At 66.7% G+C, this 18,954-nt stretch carries 19 protein-coding genes; 6 read left to right on the top strand and 13 right to left on the bottom strand.

Translation table 11 applies throughout. The features are described 5' to 3' along the window. Position 1: 1 nt before the first annotated feature. Both AC5P8J_RS15030 and thrA read right to left on the bottom strand, forming a co-directional pair. On the bottom strand, positions 2-916 hold the full coding sequence (locus AC5P8J_RS15030) for a homoserine kinase (RefSeq protein WP_227853983.1): 915 nt from the start codon (positions 914-916) through the stop codon (positions 2-4). Then, positions 913-3,417, bottom strand: a complete 2,505-nt coding sequence (thrA, locus tag AC5P8J_RS15025) for a bifunctional aspartate kinase/homoserine dehydrogenase I (protein WP_134735656.1) — start codon at positions 3,415-3,417, stop codon at positions 913-915. Before thrA ends, AC5P8J_RS15030 begins: the two co-directional genes overlap by 4 nt. Positions 3,418-3,444: 27 nt before the next feature. Between thrA and AC5P8J_RS15020 the strand changes: the two genes are divergently transcribed. After that, entirely contained in the window at positions 3,445-3,714 is a 270-nt protein-coding gene (locus tag AC5P8J_RS15020) for a hypothetical protein (RefSeq protein ID WP_494540104.1), read from the top strand. Between the two features lie 60 nt (positions 3,715-3,774). On the opposite strand, the gene AC5P8J_RS15015 is transcribed toward AC5P8J_RS15020, so the two are convergent. Next, positions 3,775-4,725, bottom strand: coding sequence for a DMT family transporter (locus AC5P8J_RS15015; protein ID WP_188249766.1), 951 nt, complete (start codon positions 4,723-4,725; stop codon positions 3,775-3,777). Between the two features lie 166 nt (positions 4,726-4,891). Next, positions 4,892-5,587 carry a helix-turn-helix transcriptional regulator gene (locus tag AC5P8J_RS15010; RefSeq protein WP_180877147.1) on the bottom strand — a complete coding sequence of 232 codons (696 nt, stop codon included), beginning with the start codon at positions 5,585-5,587 and terminating at the stop codon, positions 4,892-4,894. An 81-nt stretch (positions 5,588-5,668) separates the two neighbouring features. On the opposite strand from AC5P8J_RS15010, the gene AC5P8J_RS15005 reads away from it, so the two are divergent. Then, positions 5,669-6,448, top strand: a complete 780-nt coding sequence (locus AC5P8J_RS15005; protein ID WP_021202844.1) for a DUF6491 family protein — start codon at positions 5,669-5,671, stop codon at positions 6,446-6,448. Here AC5P8J_RS15005 and AC5P8J_RS15000 read toward each other — a convergent pair. The 3 genes from AC5P8J_RS15000 to AC5P8J_RS14990 form a co-directional block, all read right to left on the bottom strand. Further along, complete coding sequence (locus AC5P8J_RS15000) at positions 6,445-7,497, bottom strand: linear amide C-N hydrolase (RefSeq protein ID WP_058982689.1); 1,053 nt, start codon at positions 7,495-7,497, stop codon at positions 6,445-6,447. The genes AC5P8J_RS15005 and AC5P8J_RS15000 overlap by 4 nt on opposite strands. Before the next feature lie 65 nt (positions 7,498-7,562). Next, positions 7,563-7,976 (bottom strand): DUF6691 family protein, encoded by a 414-nt coding sequence (locus AC5P8J_RS14995; RefSeq protein ID WP_019661402.1) that lies wholly within the window; start codon positions 7,974-7,976, stop codon positions 7,563-7,565. Further along, complete coding sequence (locus AC5P8J_RS14990) at positions 7,973-8,410, bottom strand: YeeE/YedE family protein (protein ID WP_019661401.1); 438 nt, start codon at positions 8,408-8,410, stop codon at positions 7,973-7,975. Before AC5P8J_RS14990 ends, AC5P8J_RS14995 begins: the two co-directional genes overlap by 4 nt. An 85-nt stretch (positions 8,411-8,495) precedes the next feature. On the opposite strand from AC5P8J_RS14990, the gene AC5P8J_RS14985 reads away from it, so the two are divergent. Continuing rightward, positions 8,496-8,810, top strand: a complete 315-nt coding sequence (locus tag AC5P8J_RS14985; protein WP_019661400.1) for an ArsR/SmtB family transcription factor — start codon at positions 8,496-8,498, stop codon at positions 8,808-8,810. A gap of 9 nt (positions 8,811-8,819) precedes the next feature. Here AC5P8J_RS14985 and AC5P8J_RS14980 read toward each other — a convergent pair whose 3' ends face one another. The 5 genes from AC5P8J_RS14980 to AC5P8J_RS14960 form a co-directional block, all read right to left on the bottom strand. Continuing rightward, entirely contained in the window at positions 8,820-9,248 is a 429-nt protein-coding gene (locus tag AC5P8J_RS14980) for a BLUF domain-containing protein (protein ID WP_019661399.1), read from the bottom strand. 83 nt (positions 9,249-9,331) lie between these two features. Then, on the bottom strand, positions 9,332-10,465 hold the full coding sequence (locus tag AC5P8J_RS14975) for a hybrid sensor histidine kinase/response regulator (RefSeq protein WP_188249768.1): 1,134 nt from the start codon (positions 10,463-10,465) through the stop codon (positions 9,332-9,334). Further along, positions 10,462-11,037 carry a chemotaxis protein CheB gene (locus tag AC5P8J_RS14970; protein WP_111103713.1) on the bottom strand — a complete coding sequence of 192 codons (576 nt, stop codon included), beginning with the start codon at positions 11,035-11,037 and terminating at the stop codon, positions 10,462-10,464. Before AC5P8J_RS14970 ends, AC5P8J_RS14975 begins: the two co-directional genes overlap by 4 nt. After that, on the bottom strand, positions 11,037-11,861 hold the full coding sequence (locus AC5P8J_RS14965) for a CheR family methyltransferase (protein ID WP_019661396.1): 825 nt from the start codon (positions 11,859-11,861) through the stop codon (positions 11,037-11,039). The genes AC5P8J_RS14970 and AC5P8J_RS14965 overlap by 1 nt, the downstream gene beginning before the upstream one ends. Then, the gene (locus tag AC5P8J_RS14960) at positions 11,858-14,965 is read right to left on the bottom strand and encodes a response regulator (protein ID WP_171952066.1); all 3,108 of its coding nucleotides are present in this window, start codon (positions 14,963-14,965) and stop codon (positions 11,858-11,860) included. Before AC5P8J_RS14960 ends, AC5P8J_RS14965 begins: the two co-directional genes overlap by 4 nt. 151 nt (positions 14,966-15,116) lie before the next feature. Here AC5P8J_RS14960 and AC5P8J_RS14955 point away from each other — a divergent pair, with 151 nt between their 5' ends. Next, positions 15,117-16,280, top strand: coding sequence for a two-component system sensor histidine kinase NtrB (locus AC5P8J_RS14955; protein WP_457894825.1), 1,164 nt, complete (start codon positions 15,117-15,119; stop codon positions 16,278-16,280). Beyond that, positions 16,270-16,629, top strand: coding sequence for a response regulator (locus AC5P8J_RS14950; protein ID WP_021202849.1), 360 nt, complete (start codon positions 16,270-16,272; stop codon positions 16,627-16,629). The genes AC5P8J_RS14955 and AC5P8J_RS14950 overlap by 11 nt, the downstream gene beginning before the upstream one ends. A gap of 107 nt (positions 16,630-16,736) precedes the next feature. Here AC5P8J_RS14950 and AC5P8J_RS14945 read toward each other — a convergent pair whose 3' ends face one another. Further along, complete coding sequence (locus AC5P8J_RS14945; protein ID WP_032953541.1) at positions 16,737-17,201, bottom strand: GNAT family N-acetyltransferase; 465 nt, start codon at positions 17,199-17,201, stop codon at positions 16,737-16,739. A 628-nt stretch (positions 17,202-17,829) separates the two neighbouring features. Here AC5P8J_RS14945 and AC5P8J_RS14940 point away from each other — a divergent pair. Further along, positions 17,830-18,693 (top strand): hypothetical protein, encoded by an 864-nt coding sequence (locus AC5P8J_RS14940; protein WP_495216936.1) that lies wholly within the window; start codon positions 17,830-17,832, stop codon positions 18,691-18,693. Positions 18,694-18,954 lie beyond the last annotated feature (261 nt).

The following is an 18,954-nucleotide window of genomic DNA, read 5'->3' as shown; positions in this document are numbered from 1 at the left end:
TTCAGCACAAGCGGGCTCCCGGTGCATCCAGCGGCGACACCCAGGCATCGCTGTCGAAACCGGCGGCGGCAAATGCTGCCTGCACCGGTGCGGCAGCGGCGCGGGCCTGGTCGGCGTCCTCGAACCAGGCGAACACGCTGGGTCCGGCACCGGAGATGCCCGCACCCATTGCATGGGCCGACAGCGCCGCATCGCGGGCTGCTTCGAAACCTGCAATCAGGCCGGCCCGCCGTGGTTCGACCAGCACATCGCGCAATCCAGCCCGCACCAGCGCCGCATCACTACGATGGCAACCACTGAGTACCAGCGCGAGGTTCGCACTCTGTGCCACGAATTCACCCAGCGCGTAGCTGCCCTGCAGCACCTGGCGCGCACGGCGTGTTTCCAGCACCGCGTGCGGATGCACCAGCAGGCTGTGCCAGGCCGCCGGCACAGGAATTGGCAGCAGGCGGTCGGCCGTACACAGCGCCAGCCCGCCGAGCAGCAGCGGCCCCACGTTGTCACCATGGCGGCCCCCACTGGCCACGGCCTCGCCATCCAGCGCAAACGGGTACAGCGCCTCGCGCGCGAGTGGCGCATCCAGCAATGCGTTGGCAGCAACCAGCGCAGCGACGCACGACGCTGCTGAGCCGCCCATGCCGGAGCCGAATGGAATGCCCTTGTCGATCTCCACCGCGAAGCCGAAGTCCAGGCCCAGCCCTGCGCGCAGCGACATCAACGCCGCACCTGCGGTGTTTCCGGCCGCATCCAGCGGAAGTTCGACCGCACTGCCACGGATGGCCTCGATGCGCACCACCGGCTCATCGATACACCGCACGCTCACCGTATCGCCAACGCCTGCGATGGCATGCCCCAGAATATCGAAGCCCACCGCCACATTGGCCACCGTGGCGGGCGCAAATGCACGTGCGATCACAGGCGTGCCCCCTCGCCAGCGGCTACCCGCAGCAGGTCGGCGAACACACCCGCTGCCGTCACCTCCGGACCCGCACCCGGACCCTGCACCACCAACGGGTTGTCGCAGTAGCGACGGGTACGGAATTGCACCACGTTGTCGGTCAACCGAAGGTTGGCGAAGGCGTGGTCGGCGGGCAGTTCCTGCAGGCCCACCGAGGCACCGTCAGCGCCCAGCTGTGCCACGTAGCGCAGCACCGCGCCACGCGCCCGCGCGTCCTGCAACCGCTGCAACAGGCTGGCATCGGACTCGCCCAGCCGCGCCATGAAGTCATCCACGCTGCCGTCGCGCAGCAGCGCCGGCACCAGGCTTTCCACCTGTACCTGTTCCAGGCTGAGCGCGTGGCCGGCCTCGCGGGCGAGGATCACCAGCTTGCGCGCCACGTCCACGCCCGAAAGATCGTCACGCGGGTCCGGCTCGGTGTAGCCCATCGACCGCGCCTGCGCGACCAGCTGCGAGAACGGCTGGCTGCCATCGAAGCGGTTGAACAGCCAGGCCAGCGTGCCGGAGAAGATGCCTTCGATCGCCAGCACCTCGTCGCCCGTATCCACCAGATCACGCAGCGTGGTGATCACCGGCAGGCCCGCGCCCACCGTGGCTTCGTAGCGGAAGCGCGCACCACTGGCCGCCGCAGCAGCGCGGATGCGCTGGTAGCGCGGCAGTGGGCCAGCACCGGCTTGCTTGTTCGGGGTCACCACGTGGATGCCGGCTGCCAGCCAGCCCTCGTAGCGCTCGGCCACCTCGGCGCTGCCACTGCAGTCGATCACCACCGCATGCGGCAGGTGCGCGGCCAGCAGGTGTTCGGTGAAGCGATCCAGATCGCTGGACTCGCCGGCGTCCTGCAAGGCCTCCCGCCAATCGGCGTGCAGGCCATCCACTTCCAGCCGCATGCGCGAACGCGAGGCCAGCGCGCGCAGGCGAAGATCCACATTGGCCTTGGCCAGCAGCTGCGGGCGGGCCGCCAGCAGCTGGTCCAGCAGTGCCGCGCCGACGTTGCCCGGCCCGATCACACCGACCGCGAACGTCTGCGGCGACAGCCAGAAGCCCGCATGTGCGGCCCGCAATGCGCGGGTGGCATCGGCACTGTCCACCGCCACAGAAATATTGCGCTCCGACGAGCCCTGCGCGATCGCCAGGATGTTCACCTGCGCGCGTCCCAGCGCCTCGAACAGGCGCGCCGCCACACCGGGCTGGCCGGCCATGCCGTCGCCCACTGCCGCCAGCACGCTGACGCCCTCGCTGACCTGCACGCGCTGCACCTGCCCTACCGACAGTTCATGCGCGAACGCATGCAGCAGTGCCTCACGGCCACGCGCCGCTTCGGCGGCGCGAACCACGCAGCAGATCGAATGCTCTGACGAACCCTGCGAGATCATCACCACCGACACCTGCGCCTGGCGCAGCGCCGCGAACACGCGCTCGGCGGTACCGGGCACGCCGATCAGGCCGGTGCCCTCCAGGTTCAACAGGGCCAAGCCGGGGCTCAGGGTCAGGCCCTTCACCGGCCCGCGCGGCGAGCGCTCGGCGCTGATGCGCGTCCCCGGATGCGCCGGCTGGAAGGTATTGCGGATGAAGATCGGCAGGCCGAGGCGGATGGCCGGCGACATCGTCTGCGGGTGCACCACCTTGGCGCCGAAATAAGCCAGCTCGCAGGCCTCGTCGTAGCTCAGTGACTCCAGCTGCACCGCCTCGGGCACCAGCCGCGGGTCGGCCGACAGCACGCCGTCGACGTCGGTCCAGATGTGCAGTTCATCGGCATTGAACAACGCGGCGAAGATCGCGCCGGAATAGTCGCTGCCGTTGCGGCCTAGCGTGGTGATGCGGTCATGGCGGTCACGGGCAACGAAACCGGTGGCGACCAGGCGCATCTGCGGATGCCGCAGGCGCCACTTGGCCAGGCGGTCCGCGCTGGACTCCCAGTCGACATCCACACCCAGTTCGCCATGCCCGACCACCAGCACGTCGCGTGCATCGAGTACCGCACAGTCTTCGCCCAGGGCACGCAGGTGGCTGCCGAGCAGCTGTGCGGAAAACACTTCGCCCAGGCCCTGCACACGGTCGAGCACTTCGCGCGGCAGCTCGCCGATCACCGCCAGCGCCGCCAGCACTTCGGCCAGCTGATCGAAGCGGGCGTCGATCCATTCGACCGTCTCGCCGACCTGCTCGCCCAGCAGCGCCACGGCGGCGCCGCGATGGCGCGCGCGCAGGGCATGCCACGCCTCGCGCCAACCTTCGTCGCCCTTGGCCGCCAGCTGCGCCAGATCAATCAGCGCGTCAGTGACGCCCTTCATCGCCGAGACGACAGTGACCTGCAGCGGTTCGGGGCGGGCCAGCAGCAGGCCGGCAACATGGCGATAGCGTTCGGCATCGGCCACCGAGGTGCCGCCGAACTTGTGCACGACAGTGGACGGCGCAGCCAGATCGGCCGGGGCAACGGGATGGGCGGGGGCGTGGGAAGACATGCAGACCTCGGCAGGAGGCCCCGTCGCATGCAGGTGTCGAGTTTCCCCGCCACCTGTATGGTGCGGGGCCGTGGTTCTCGGGAGTTACACGAAGACGACGGGCCGCACCAGGGCAGTGGTGACGGTGGTGGTGGTAATGGTGGTGGTGGCGACCGGCGCAGTCGAACGGCCCGCAGTGGCGGGGGCGATCAGGCTGGCGTGGGCGGCATCAAGAACCATGACGCACAGAAAACACTGTGCGCCGGCCCGCTGTCAAGTGCTGCGATGCAAAAAACCATTGCGGCGATCATCGGCTAACGTGCGTACATTTGGTTGCAACTGAGACCAAGCGCGCATCAGCACGCTTGTCGACCGGATTCAGCCGGCATGTTCGGCGATCGCCCGCGGCGTGCGATGGGCATGCGCGCACAGCATCACGCCGGCCATCAGCAACACGATCGCCAGCGCTTCCAGCAGCGACGGCCAACGCTGTTGCCAGGCGAAGGCATACAGCAGTGCGAACAGCGTTTCGAACACGATCATCTGGCCAGTCAGGGTCAGCGGCAGCAGGCGGCTGGCGCGGTTCCAGAATGCGTTGCCGAGGATCGAGGCCACCACTGCCACACCGGCGCTGATCGCCCAGAACCCACTCCACTGCGCCGCCGAATGGCTGCCGGTGTGACCGATGAAGGCCATCGGCACCAGCAGCAGGGCCAGGCCGCCAGTCGTCACGCCGGTCAGCAGCGACCAGTCGTGGCTGGACAGATCCGGTCGGCGCGCCAGCCAGCGGCTGTTGCCGATCGAGTACAACGCCCACGAGAACAGCGCGCCGAACGCGCACAGCAGGCCGATCAGGCGCTGCCGCCACGGGGTGGCCAGGTGCTCGGACATCAGCGCTTCCCAGCCAACCAGTCCCACGCCGAGCACGCACAGGCCCAGCGCCGGCAGCAGCTGCCTCAGCGGCACCGCCCCCTGCTCGCGCACGCCAACGAGGGTGACCACCACCGGGATCAGGCCGACAATCAAGGAGGCTGCAGCGCCACCAGCCCACTGCACCGCCACGGCCAGCAGCAGGAAATAGACCAGGTTGCCTGCCAGGCTCAGCCACAGCAGGCCGATCCATTCGGCACGGCCCAGCCGCGGCGCCAGCCGCTTCCATCGCGGCAGCAGCAGGGCTACGGCGATCAGGCCGTAGACCAGATAGCGACCGGCCGACAGTTGCAGGGCGTTGAACGACTGCAGCACGGCGGGCGCGAGGAAAACCACGCCCCACAGTGCGCCGGCGGCAACGCCATTGGCGATGCCCAGGGCCATCGGGTTGTTGCGCATTCGGGTTCTTCGGGGGAGAGAACGGGCCGCGCAGTGTAAGCGCTGGCCGGTAGGGGCTCTTGACCCAGGCTATTGCCTTGTCATCTCTGTAGAGCCGAGCCACTGCTCGGCTGCGATTGGCCGCTGTGCAGATAGGGGCAGCCGAGCGTGGGCTCGGCTCTATAGATCAGCCGGCGCTCCTGCGCCACGCAGCCGGGGTCTGGCCACACTCGCGGCGCAGCGCACGAGTCAGTGCGCTCTGCTCGGAATAGCCTGCGGCCAGCGCGATATCGCTGATCGGCGCCGTACTGGTGCGAAGCTGGTGCTTGGCCCAGCGCAGCCGGCACGCGCTGAGCCAGGCCTGCGGGCTCAGCCCGAACTCGCGCTGGAACAATGCGTGCAACCGGCTCTCGCTGACACCGACAAATCCGGCCATCCGGGCAACCGGCCAGGCCCGGCCGGGATCGGCCTGGACCGCCGCACACAGGCCCTGCATGCGCGCGCCACTGCCCGCCGGTGCAAACACCTGCAGCAGCTGCGGCAGCAGCGCCGGCATCGGCTGCCCTGTCTGCACGTCGGCCAGGCGCCGGCGCAACGCCAGCGGCAGATGCAGCCAGCGCTGCCGGCACAGATGCTCCTGCGTGCCGTCATCCAGCACGCCTGGAGGACAATCAACGATCACGAAACCATTGGGGCCGTCCGCCATCTGGTCATGCGCTTCGCCGGCAGCAACAAATGCCCCCTGCAGCAGGTCCAGCCGACCGCCGCGCCCTTCCATCTCGAACTGCAGCTCGCCCTGCAGCGGCAGAACCCACTGCGCGTAGTCATGGCGGTCCAGGCCGGTGGCCTGCCCGTAGTGCCGCAGATGGAAGATGGCGCCCATCCGGGCAGTGTGCGCGTGTAACAACGGCCGTGCAAACCGCTGCTATAGTCGGTCCGTCATCCAACGCAGGGAGTGCAGGTCATGACCCATCAGCAGCTGTCCCTGGTGCTTGCCACCAGCCTCGGCCTGGCGCTCACCGCCCCGGCCTCCGCGCAGGAACGTACCCCACCGGCGCCGCATTGCATGGACGCGGTCGGCGTCCAGGAAGTGGAGCAGGCGTCACCGCGTTCAATCGCCCTGCGAGCCGCCTCGGGCCAGGCTTATCGGATCGACTTCAGCGAGGAGTGCCCCGGCGTCCGCGGTGCCACCACGCTGAAACTTGAGGCGCCCGCTGGCTGGGCCTGCGGTCGCCCCAGCGAGCGTGTGGTGGTCGATGGCCGCACCTGCGCGATCAGCGCGGTGACCCCCGTGCAGGATCGCGACTACGCCAACGTGGCCCGCGACAGCGACCGCCTGCGCATGGCCACCCTGCCCGCCCTGACCATCCGCGAGCGCAGGGACATCCGCCGCAGTTTCGGTGGTTCGCCGTCGTACTGCTTTGCCACGCGCAACGTGCGCGCGTGGTCGTCCGACCCGCAGGGCATGCTGGTGGAGACCAATCCGCATCGCAATGGTGGTCACCGCTACTATCGCGTGGAGCTTGGCAGCCACTGCCGCCAGCTCGACCGTGCGCCACAGCTGAGCTTCCACTCCGGCATGCAGAACGGCCTGATCTGTGGCAATCCGGGCGATCGCATCCTTACCGCCGGATTCGAGAAGGGTGACCTGCGCAACGATGCACTGGCGCCGCTGCCGCAGTACACCCACGGCGGCTGCACGATCCAGGCGGTCTATCCGGCTTCCAGCCAGGCGTCGAACTAACCGTCGACGCCGAGGAAGGTGAACGGTGCGCTGGGTACGAACTGGCCCAGCGCATCGCCGGCAAAGGTATTGCGCTGGTCCTTGCCGAGGTCCAGCTTGAGGACCTGGCCGCCGAAGTCGACCTTGTTCAGATCAACCCAGAAGGTGTTCGGGGTCAACGCCGACTCGAAAAAGTACAACCGCCGCTTGTGGTCGGCTACGGTGCGCCAGCGCGTGGAAGAAATATTCGGCTCGCCTGGCGTGGTGATGCCATACGGCACCGATGCATTGCGGATCACGCTGAACACGCTGGCCAACGCCATCACCGGGTCTTCGGCCTTGGGAATGGCATTGATGTAGAACGAGGCGCGGGCGAAGCGGTCGGCGGAACGGTTGGTGCCGGGCAGCATCACCGTGCCACCGATCTGCTGCCAATAGCTGTTCAACGCCAGCTGGTGCTCGAAGATCGGCGAGTTGGTCATCACCTGGTAGCGCCGGTCATGATGGATCACCTGCCGACCGCCGATGTATTCGACGATCGCGCTGTCGCCGCTGGCATCGGACAGCGACAGGTGCAGCGTCGCCTGGCGGTCTTCGCCGGGCACCTTGTCGGTGACGATCGAGTACGGCTCGCGCTTCAACGCGGTGACCGCCTCTTCAACGGTAGCGAAATTGTCCAGCACATACTGCGCCCACAGCGAAATCGCCAGGCCCGGCTTGTTGCCACGCTTCTGCGGATACTCCGATTCGACCAGCCACAGCAGGTTGGCCACCAGGCCCTTTTCGTTCATGCCGTCGGTGGTCGACACGTCGTAGCCGGTGGCCACCACGCTGCCGTAGCGCGCGGTCCACGCCAACGACTTCGGGCCGGCCAGCCCGGTACGCGCGATGCCACGCGGCAGCACATAGAGGTTGGTCGCGACGTCGACCTTCCAGTCCATCGAACGTGCGGTAATCACGTCCCCGTTGTCGCCCAGGTACACCGCGCGCGTGCAGGCCAGCGCCGGCGTGGTCGCGGACGCCAACGCCACGGCCAGCATCACCTTTCCTTTCCAGTTCATCCGTGCCATGCACTACGCTCCTTTCCCCGTGATGCATGATCTGATCCGATCCAGGGTGACACCGGAGTGAAGCCTCAGCGCACGAACCGATCGTGCGCCCAGAAGCCCAGGACCATGGCAGGCACGAACCACAGCGCCTCGCGCGATGCCGCCGCCAGCCCCGCGATGGCCGGGCCCGGGCAGTAGCCGGCCCATCCCCAGCCGATACCGAACAGTGCGGCACCCAGCAGTAGACGCGTATCGACATCGCGCGCGGTGGGCAACTGGAAGCGCATCGCGAACCACGGCCGCGCGCGCCGCAGCGCCCAGCGCTGGCCGGCCGCACTGACCAGCAGCGCCGACCCCAGCACCCATAGCAGGGTGGGATCGAAATCCCCGGTGACATCAAGGAAGCCGAGCACGCGACGCGCATCGGTCATGCCGGAAAGGGCCAGGCCTGCGCCGAACAGCGCACCCGCTACAGCGGCAGCAGCCCTCGGACGACTCATGCCAGGGCTCCACCGTGCCGGGCCAGGAAGGTCGTCAGCATCGCGAACGCCATGAATAGCAGCACCGCCAGCGACGATCGCTTCGAACCGCGCGCCAGGCCACACACGCCGTGGCCACTGGTACAGCCGCTGCCCAAGCGGGTGCCGAAGCCGACCAGCAGGCCGGCGCCGACCAACTGCCAGGCCGGCAATGCATCACGCAGCAGTGCGCGTGGCGATGCCGCGGGCACCGACTGCCACCACAGCACCAGCCCCGCCGATGCCAGCAGGCCGGCCAGGAATGCCCAGCGCCAGCCACGCTCGCCTTCGGCTGCCCGCAGGCTGCCCGCAGCGATGCCGCTGATGCCCGCCACGCGCCCGATGCTGGCCAGCAACAGCACCGCAGCGGCACCGATCAAGGCGCCGCCGGTGACCGCACCCCAGGGCAGGTTCATGCCCCACCCTCTTCGCCACCGCACATGGAATTGCTCCTTAATTTAGACTACTCTAAATTAGATCATCCTAAACAAAGGAGTCAACATGGTCCGGTCCCTGCCCGACGGCGCAGCCATGGCCGAACACGCTTCAGAGGCAGCCACGCTGCTCAAAGGCCTGGCCCACCCCGCCCGGCTGCGGGTGTTGTGCCGCCTGGTCGAAGGCGAGGCGGCAGTAGCGGAGCTGCAGGCGCTTACCGGGCTGAGCGCGTCGGCGCTGTCCCAGCACCTGGCGGTACTGCGCGCGATGAAGATCGTGGCAACCCGGCGCGAGGCACAGGCGATCCACTATCGGGTGGTCGAAGGGCCTGCGCTGGGTGTGCTGCAGGCCCTGCACGCTGCCTACTGCGGCCGGGCGTGAGGTTGAATGTCAGCCGGCATGCAGCGCCGGCTGCACCACCGTGTCCAGCAGGTCGACCGGTGTCGGCGCCGCGCGATCCCCCTCCAGCGCCCGGCTGAAACCGGCCCAGTCGCTGGATGACAACTGGCGCAGCAGCGCTGCCTCCACCGGCAACGCCCGCATCGACCAGTAGGGAAACTGGCGCTGGCCGAGGCGGCCTCGCGCCAGCTCGATGATGTCGATGTGACTGCCGGCCTGGAGAATGCGCTCATACACCGAGTCGATGCCATCCGGCGGCCCCTCGATGTACTGCAGGAAACGATTGCCATCGTGCAGCAGCACTCCGGTCACCCCCGCCATCTTGTTGAAACGCGCAGCGTCTTCGACCAGCGCCTGCAGGCGTTGGCTGGAGAGCTCCGGCAGCGCCCGGCTGATGTAGGCGATGGCGCGCAATGGCATGGTGCTTCCTTGGCTGGGTGTGAACGCACGGTAGCAGTTGCGGACGAGCCCGTCTCAATACGCCCGCCCGTTCCCTGAAGAATTCAGGTTTCGATGGCGCCCGCCCCGTCCCACCGCCGCGGCAGCACGGCCTCGAACACGACCTGGCCTGCCTCGTTGCGCGCCGCGATCCGGCCGCCGTGCGCGCGCACGAACTGATCCACGATGTACAGGCCCAGCCCCAGTCCCTTGCTCTGGTGGAAACTGGCCTTGAACGGCTCGAACAAGCGCGGCAACAGCACGTCATCGATATGGCCGGCATTGCTCACCCGCAGCACCACCGCGCGGGCATCGTTGCCATCCAGCTGCACGTGTGCCTCGCTGCCATGCGTCAACGCATTGCCCACCAGGTTTGCTGCGATCTGGCCCAGGCGGTCCATGTCGCCTTGCAGGCGCGTGTCGCCGACGGCGTCGAAACGAATGCGCTCCTGACCGTGGGCACTGCCCGCTTCGGCGATCACCGCACGGGTGACCTCACGCAGGTCGCAGGCGGTAGCCTGCAGCCGCAGGCCACCACTGCGGATCCGCGAAAAGTCCAGCAACTGCTCGACCATCCGCGCCATGCGCAGGGTACTGGCCTCCAGATGCGCCAGTGTATGCTGCGCGCTGCTGTTGTTCGCCGGAAGCTCCAGCGCCAGCTTGTCGGCACACAACAGGATCGCCGACAGCGGCGTGCGCAGGTCGTGGGTCAACACGGCGGCCATCGTCTCGTTGAGCTTCAGCGCCCGCTCGAGCGCCTCGTTGCGGGCCTTCAGCAGCTGGCGCTGCTGGTACAGCTCGATGAAGACGTTGACCTTGCTCAGGATCACCTGTGGTGCCACCGGCTTGTGCAGGAAATCCACCGCACCGGTTTCGTAGCCCTTGAACGCACGCAGCGGATCGTCCGGCGAGGCGGTCAGGAAGATGATCGGCACCGTGCGGCTGCGATGCGAGCCGCGCATCAGTTCGGCCAGGGTGAAGCCATCGATCTCGGGCATGTGCACATCGAGCAACGCCAGCGCCACCTCGTGCTCCAGCAGCAGCTCCAGCGCCTCCGCGCCCGAACCGGCCAGCAGCAGGTTCACGCCCTCGCGCTGCAACAGCGCCTGCATGGCCACCAGATTCTGCGGCACGTCGTCGACGATCAGCAGGTTGACCGGGGACTGCGACTGCGCAGGGTCCGGCGGCAACAGGTTCATGCAAACAGCTCCTTCAGGCGACGACACATCAGTTCAAGGGACAGCACGGCATCGGCACCAGCGTGCTGCAGGGCGGAGGCCGGCATCATCGATGCCTCGGCCTCCTCGGGACATTGCAGCCAGGCTCGACCACCGGCGCCGCGCACTGCGGCCACCCCTTCACTGCCATCGCTGCTGGCGCCGGTCAGCAGCAGGGCCAGCACCTGGTCGCCGAATACGGCCGCTGCCGATTCGAACAGCGGATCGATGGCCGGGCGCGAGAACAGCACTGGCGCGTCCACCGACAGCGCCAGCGAGCCGGCGTCTTCCACCAGCAGGTGGTAATCCGGCGGCGCGAAGGTCACCGTGCCACGCAGCAACGGCTGCTTGTCTTCGGCCTCGCGCACCGGCAGCGCGCAGTACGGTGCCAGCACTTCGGCGATGCGGCTGCTGCGATCACGTGGCAGGTGCAGCACCGCCAGCACCGGCACCGGCAGCGTCGCGGGCAGCGCGCCGAGCACCGCCTGCAGGGCCGCGACGCCACCGGCCGAAGCCCCGATCACCAGTACGGCCGGGGGTGTCGGCGTGGCCATCAGGCCACCTTCCGGTACAGGCGATGCTCGCGCGAACAGACCTCGAACGCATCGTGGTGGCACCCGAACTGCAGCGACTCCTTGCTGCCCAGGCCCAGGAAGCCGCGGTGCACCAGCGCTTCACGGAACAGGCCCACCGCGCGGTCCTGCAGGTCGCGGTTGAAATAGATCAGCACGTTGCGGCACGACACCAGGTGTACTTCGGAGAACACCGTGTCGGTGGCCAGGCTGTGGTCGGCAAACACCACGTTGCGGCGCAGCTGCCGGTCGAACACCGCGCCATCGTAAGCCGTGGCGTAGTAATCGGACAGCGACGCGGCGCCACCGGCCGCCAGATAGTTGCGGCTGAACTGCGCCATCCGGTCGATGCCATAGGCCCCGGCTTCCGCGGTGGCCAGCGCCGCTGGATTGATGTCGGTGGCGTAGACGATGCTGCGCTCGAGCAGGCCTTCCTCGTGCAACAGGATCGCCAGCGACCAGACTTCTTCGCCCGTGCTGCAACCGGCCACCCACAGCTTCACCGACGGATAGGTGCGCAGTACCGGCACTACCTGCTCGCGCAGCTCACGGAAATAGGCCGGGTCACGGAACATCTCCGAGACCTGCACGGTGAAGAACTGCATCGCCTGCGCGAACAGGTCCGGCTCGTGCAGCAGGCGGTGCTGCAGATCGGCCAGCCGCCCGCACTCATAACGCTGCATGGCCTGGCGGATCCGTCGGCGCAGCGACGACACCGCGTAACTGCGGAAATCGTAGTGGTAGCGCTGGTACAACGCTTCCAGCAGCACCTTCAGCTCCAGGTCGAACAGGGCCTGCTCGTTCATTGCCGCGAGCACCAGACCCGGCACAGCGATACCAGCTTGTCGACGTCGATGGGCTTGGCGATGTAGTCGTTGGCACCGGCCTGCAGGCAGCGCTCACGATCGTCCGGCATGGCCTTGGCGGTCAGCGCGATGATCGGCAGGTCCTGCAGGTGGCGTTGCGCGCGGATCTCGCGCATTGCGGCCAGCCCATCCTTCTCCGGCATCATGATGTCCATCAGCACCAGGTCGACCTCGCGCTCGGCCAGGCGATCCACCGCTTCCTGGCCATTGCGCGCGATCTCCAGGGTCACGCCCAGCGGTTCAAGCACACTGGACAGTGCGAAGATGTTGCGCACGTCGTCCTCGGCCAGCAGCACCGTCCGACCGTCGAGCACAGTATCGCGACGGCGCGCCTCGCGCAGCAGGCGCTGCTGGTCGGTCGGCAGGCTGGCCTCCACGCTGTGCAGGAACAGGGTCACCTCGTCCAGCAGGCGCTCGGGCGAACGTGCGCCCTTGATGATGATGCTCTTGGAATAGCGACGCAGGCGCTGCTCTTCCTCGCGGCTGAGCGCGCGACCGGTGTAGACGATCACCGGCGGGAAACCGACATCGTCGTTGCCGGCCATGTGCTCGAGCAGGTCGTAGCCACTGCCGTCGGGCAGCGACAGGTCCATCACCATGCAGTCGAACGTGACCGTGCTGAGCTGTTCCAGTGCGCCGGCCAGGGTGCCCACCGCGACGATCTGCAGCTGGTCGCGGCCCAGCAGCAGTTCCAGGTTGCGGCGCAGCTCGCTGTCGTCCTCGACGATCAGCAGCCGCCGCACGTCACGTTGGCTGGTCTGTTCCAGCTGTTCGATGGCCGTCACCAGCCGCTCGCGCGTGGTCGGCTTGATCGCAAACCCGATCGCGCCCAGCTCGCGCGCCACCTGGCTGCGATCCGTGGCCGAGACCACATGCACCGGGATATGGCGGGTATCCGGGTTGCGCTTCAGGCGCTCCAGCACGCTCAGCCCCGACACGTCCGGCAGGCCGATATCGAGCAGGATGCCGTTCGGGCGCAGTTCGCTGGCCAGGGCCAGCGCCTCTTCCGCCGTGCCCGCTACCACGCAATCGAAGTCCAGTTCATGGGCCAGGGCCACCAGCGCTTCGGCGAACGTGGCATCGTCCTCCACCGCCAGGATCAGGCGACCGGCGCGCTGCCGGCGACCACGGTCGTCGGCCACGCCGGCCGTCGCAGTGACCGGCGCTGCCGCGCTCGCAACGCGCACGGGCGCGGCTGGCAGCACGGCCGGTGCCGCCGGCGGCGCTGCCAAGGGACCCTCGGCAGCGTCAGCCGCGCTCGCGGCGGGCGCACCCTGCAACGGCAGCTCCAGGATGAAGCAGCTGCCGCGTCCGGGCTCACTGTCGACCTGGATGCCACCGCCCATGCGCTCGGCCAGATCGCGCGAGATCGACAGGCCCAGCCCGGTACCGCCGTAGCGACGGCGGGTGCTGCCGTCGGCCTGGCGGAAGGCTTCAAAGATGACGTCCAGCTGCTCGCGGGCAATGCCGATGCCGGTGTCGCAGACCTCGAACCGGATGCGGCCGTTGCCGCCGGCACGCACGTGCAGGCTGACCTTTCCATGCTCGGTGAACTTCACTGCGTTGGCCAGCAGGTTCTTCAGGATCTGCTGCAGCCGCTGGCTGTCGACCACCAGCTGGGTCGGTGCCAGCGCGTCGGCTTCGATCTGCAACGCCAGGCCCTTCTGCCGCGCCATCGGTTCGAAGGTCTCGCGCAGGCGCTGCAGCGCGCTCTCGACCACCACCACTTCATCGGACAGTTCGACGTGGCCGGCCTCGATGCGCGACAGGTCCAGGATATCGTTGATCAACGCCAGCAGGTCGTTGTTGGACGAGAGGATCGCACGCGCGTACTTCACCTGCTCCTCGGTGAGCGTGCCATCCTTGTTGTCGGCCAGCAGCTTGGCCAGGATCAGCGAGCTGTTCAGCGGCGTGCGCAGCTCATGCGACATGTTGGCCAGGAACTCGGACTTGTAGCGCGAGGTCGCGGCCAGCTCGTTGCTGTTGCGCACCAGCTGGCTCTGCGCCACCAGCAGCGCCTGCTTCTGCGCCTCCAGCTCGTGGGTGCGCTCTTCCAGCTGCACGTTGCTCTGTTCCAGCTCGGCCTGCTGTTCTTCCAGGTGGCTCTGCGACTGGAGCAGGCTGCGGCTCTGCTCTTCCAGTTCTTCGTTGGCCACGCGCAGCTCTTCCTGCTGGGCCTGCAGCTCTTCACCCTGGCGCTGCGACTCTTCCAGCAGCACCACCAGTTGCGCACGCAGCAGCGATGCGCGCAGCGCCATGCCGACGGTCTCCGCACAGCGCTCCAGAAGTTCGCGATCCAGATCACGCAGTTCGCCCACCTTGGCGCGACCCAGCTCGATGACCCCGACCACCGCGCCATCGCTGCTGATCGGCGCCAGGATGCGCTCGCGCACCGGCAACCGGCCGAGGCTGGTCTGCAGTTCAAGCACGGCGGCATCATCGCCGTGCAGGTGGCGGATGCGTTCATCACGAGCGACCTGCCCGGCCAGCCCTTCGTGAAGGGCCAGCGACGCTGGCGTTCCCGCAGGCAAGGCGACGCCACCGGTCAGCTGCAACCGCCCGCCTTCCAGTCGGTAGACCGCACCTACCTCCGCGCCGAGCTGCGCGGCCAGGCTTGTCGCTGCAGCCTCGGCGATCTGTTCCGGCCCCAGGTCACCGCGAAGGCTCATCGCCACCGCGTTCTCGGCTTCCTGCAGCCAGAGCGCGCGCATTGCCTGGCGCCGGGCCTGGATCGCGCGCGAGACGATCAGTGCGATCATCAGGAAGGCACAGCCGCCAATGGTCCGGTTGACGAAGGAGAACGCCGAGTTGGAACTGGCGGGCGCGACGTTGAAGCCGATGACCAGCAGGAGGCAGGACAGCAGGGCCACCACGAACGGCGCCCGCGCGCTGCGCTGGAACACCGTGACGCCAACAGCCAGGAAGTAGGCCAGCCATACGGCATAGCCGAGCGGGACGACCAGTTCCAACGCGATGGTCGCGGCCAGCAGCACAGCGGACGTCATCCAGATCCAGCGGTCACGCGTAGTCGCACCAGGACGCATGCAGGTCGGTTCCAGAAGGCAAAGGGTGGAAGATGGTACTCCGTGTCGCATTCAGCCGCACAGGACAAATGGCACGTGTGAGGTGTGCACGCATCCTTCACACTTGAATGCCTAGCTTCACGTCCCTCACAGGGGTAACACTTATTTACACGTGGACGCAGCTGCCTCTACGACGTCCGTGCTGACGGACCCTTCCCGACAACTGCGACTGCTGATCGACAGCGTGCGCGATCATGCGCTGTACCTGCTTGATCCTGAAGGCATCGTCTGCAGCTGGAACCCCGGCGCCGAACGCATCAAAGGCTATTCAGCCGACGAAGTGGTGGGAAGCCACTTCAGCCGCTTCTACCTGGCCAGCGACCGCGAGGCTGGCGAACCACAGCGCCTGCTCCGCGTCGCAGCGCAACAAGGGCATGTCGCCAGCGAGGGCTGGCGGGTACGCCGTGATGGCTCGTCGTTCCGCGCCAGCGTGGTCATCGAGCCGGTCGTCGAAGCGGGCGAACTGCTCGGCTTCGTCAAGATCACCCGTGACATCACCGAGCAGTGGCAGGCGCAACGGCTGCTGCGTGATGCCCAGCGTGCGCTGCGCAATACCCAGCAGTTCGAAACGGTCGGCCGGCTCAGCCGCGGCCTGTCGCACGAGTTCAACAACCTGCTGACCACCATCGGCAACGCGCTGGACCTGTTGTCGCTGCGCGTCAGCGGTGACGATGCACGCGCCGCCGAGCTGCTGGATGCCGCGCAGGCGGCCACTGACCGTGGCGCGCTGCTGACCCGCCAGCTGCTGGCCTTCAGCACCGGCCAGACCCTGATCCGCGAACCGGTGGACATCAATACGCTGGTGCGGCAGTGGCTGCCGGACCTGCAACGCGCCTGCCCGCCCACGGTGACGCTGGATGCCCATCTCACCCCCGGCCTGCCGCAGGTGAGCACCGATGCGATGCAATTGCAGACCGCCCTGGCAAACCTGGTGGCCAATGCCGTGGAGGCCACCGCCGATGGCGGCCGCATCCTGATCGGCACCGCACTGGAACATCGCCTCGACCCGGATGCGGACACCACGCTGCAACGCGGCTATGTCACCCTCAGCGTCTGCGACGAAGGCCACGGCATGGCCGCCGACATCGCCGAGCGGGCCAGCGAGCCCTTCTTCACCACCAAGGACATCGGCAAGGGCAGCGGCCTGGGCCTGAGCCAGGTGTTCGGATTCACTACCCAGAGCGGCGGCTTCGTCGATGTGTCCACCACCCCCGGTGTCGGCACCACGGTCAGCCTGCTACTCCCCGCAACAGAGGATGCAACCGATGACCGATGAACCGATCCGCGTACTGATGGTGGAGGACCAGAACGATCTGCGCGAGATGATCGGCATGGCGCTGCGCGATTTCGGCATCGAGGTATCCACCACCGCCGACGGCCATGAAGCTGCCGCGTTGCTGAAAGGCGACGCACGCTTCGACGTGGTGTTCAGCGATGTCAGCATGCCCAACGGCATGTCCGGTATCGAGCTGAGCGAGCATGTGGCGCGCGAACAGCCGCAGGCGCGGATGATCCTCTCATCCGGATACGCGCGCTCGCAGCTGCCGCCACTGCCCGATCAGGTGGAATTCCTGCCCAAGCCGTATCGTTTGCGCCAGCTGGTGGAGCTGCTGAAGCAGGATTGAGGGAAGGCCGGTCAAGCGCTCGACGGCCCTCATCCCTGACGCCCCAACGGCTTGTGTCATCCTGCGGGCAATGGTGTGCCCTGAAGGCCGCCACGCCGGAGCAGCGTTCAGCCCGAGGTGCGCTGCATGAACAGAAGGTCGGGGGTCGAGAACGCTTCAACCTGCTGGAAACCGAGGTCCCGGTACAGCGCCACGGCAGCCGTGTTGTCACGATAGACGCGCAGGGTGAGCTGCTGCACATCCGCTTGGCCCAGGGCCTGTGCACTCAATGCCTGCATGAGCAGCCGGCCAAGGCCGCGCCCGCGTGCCAGCGGGGAAACGATGATGCGGCCCAGATGTGCGGTGCGGGCGTCAGTCATCCAGTATTGGCCGAATCCAACGCAGGTACCCTGCTCGTCCAGCAGCGCCCAGCCTGGGCGCGACCCGATTTCGAGCACCTGCGCGAACCGTTCCGGCAGCAGGGGAAACGGCACACCGGGGCCTGCCCAGCGCCGGGTCGCCTCGGCTGATTCAGGCCAGTTGGCCACGATGGCGTAGTGCGACGGCTGGACGGGGCGAAGCTGGGGGCTCATGGCGTTCATGGTGCGTCATCTGCGCCAGGCCTACACGCTGCGCGGCCGCATTTGGGATCTGCCATAGGGCAATAGATTCCAGACGCGCCGCCATCACGCCCCGTGTGCCGCCGCACCCAGCCCAGCCCGGTTTCGCGTGTTCAAAGGCCTCGGCGCGTTTCCCGTTGCCCCGCCCTCTGAAGCGGGTGTTTTCGCGACTGATCGGGTGCGTGACCGGCAGCCACGCCCACGTGGATTCGCGTCATGGCCTGCGCGGCGGCGGCGCTGGGCTGTCTGGGGAGGACTGCCTGCCGCTGCCGTCCGGCGAGCGGTTGCCATGCGGCTGTAGCAGATGGTGACCCCGGCCCGATTCGAACGGGCGACCTTCCCCTTAGGAGGGGGGCGACGAGTCCAAATGTACCAATGCTTCCAGAATGGCCTGTGCCAACACTGTGCCGAATTGGCCAGGACCAGCACCCAGGCAGCGCTGAATCGAGGAGCGGAAGCACATAGCCGATGCGCGAGATCCAGCAACTCTTCCTCCGCGGACATGCGCCTTTGACAACATGGAAAGTTCATGAAACATTCACGATCCGCCCAGCCATCCGGCTGCCAGGAGTTGGCGGAGACAGACTAGGGAGAGCAGTGAATGAAGATTGCGAAGATCATAGCGGCTATGGGTTTACTCGCCGCCAGCGCCTTTGGAACGGAAGCGCAAGCCACCACCCTGCGATGCGACGGATGCTCCGGGCCGGAAATGCAGGAGTGGGCCATCATGCAGGCCGCTCAAAACGGGTACACCTACGACGAGGTGTACGTCATCAACCAGACCGACAACTTCATGAAGAAGTTCATCGTGACCGTGGATGCTGGCGGGGGCGATATCCCGGATCAGATACCTGACGGCACGAGCTACGGGACGGCTACCGAGGTCCCAGTACCGGCCACTGAGCTGCAGTACTTTTCTGTAGCGCTTGTGGTCAATGGGCAAATCATCGCAATGGCCAGTGGACTGCCAGGCTCGATGTACGACGTAGTGAACAACCCATCGGCCGACTTCGCACTTTCGGAATACGCGCGAACCACTCCGCAAGCTCACGGTCAGACGCTGTTGGATTTTCTGTCGGCATTGAAGTTCAGCCTTCTCGATTTTTCGAAGATCGACATATCAATCAGGCTAGTGGCGAGCGATAACTCTTACGCGACACTAGTGTTTGATCCCGTTGCGAAGAAGTGGGAACGCCTGAAGAACGAGACTCGCGACTCTAGCGGCAACGTCATTCCGTCCACGAAAACTGAAGTGACAGGTGGGTCTAACAGCTACAGGGAATACACGTTCAACAACCCAAACGATTTTACTAGCTTCGTTCAGCACGTAGGAAATTTGGGGGTTGTGTTCGTAGGCTCAGTTGGAAACGTGGGCAGTCAGACAGGTGTGGTCTGTACTTCGATCATCAAGAGCACCGAAGGCCAGGAGTCCCGCGAAGAAACGCAGTGCTCAACGACCAATTGAGCTGGAAGCCTAAAAAAAAATGCCTCCGCAACTGCGGGGGCATTTTTTTATCTGCAAGAGAGCGCAGGCTTAGAAGTCTGCCTGACTCTGGAACCGAATCAAAGACTAGCATTGAACTGATTTCTGGAGCAGACATGCCGTAGCCCTTGTGTCGCAAGGAGCCATGCCGGAGTTTTCTGGAGCGCTCAAGCGCCGCAGCGCCGCTGCTCTGCCCTCCAGGCCTTAAAGGAATTCTTCCGAGCGTAACCGCATGGCAGGGCT

This window comes from Stenotrophomonas sp. YJH_SMC_37, assembly GCF_059370035.1.
This window is presented reverse-complemented; position numbering and strand designations above follow the sequence as displayed.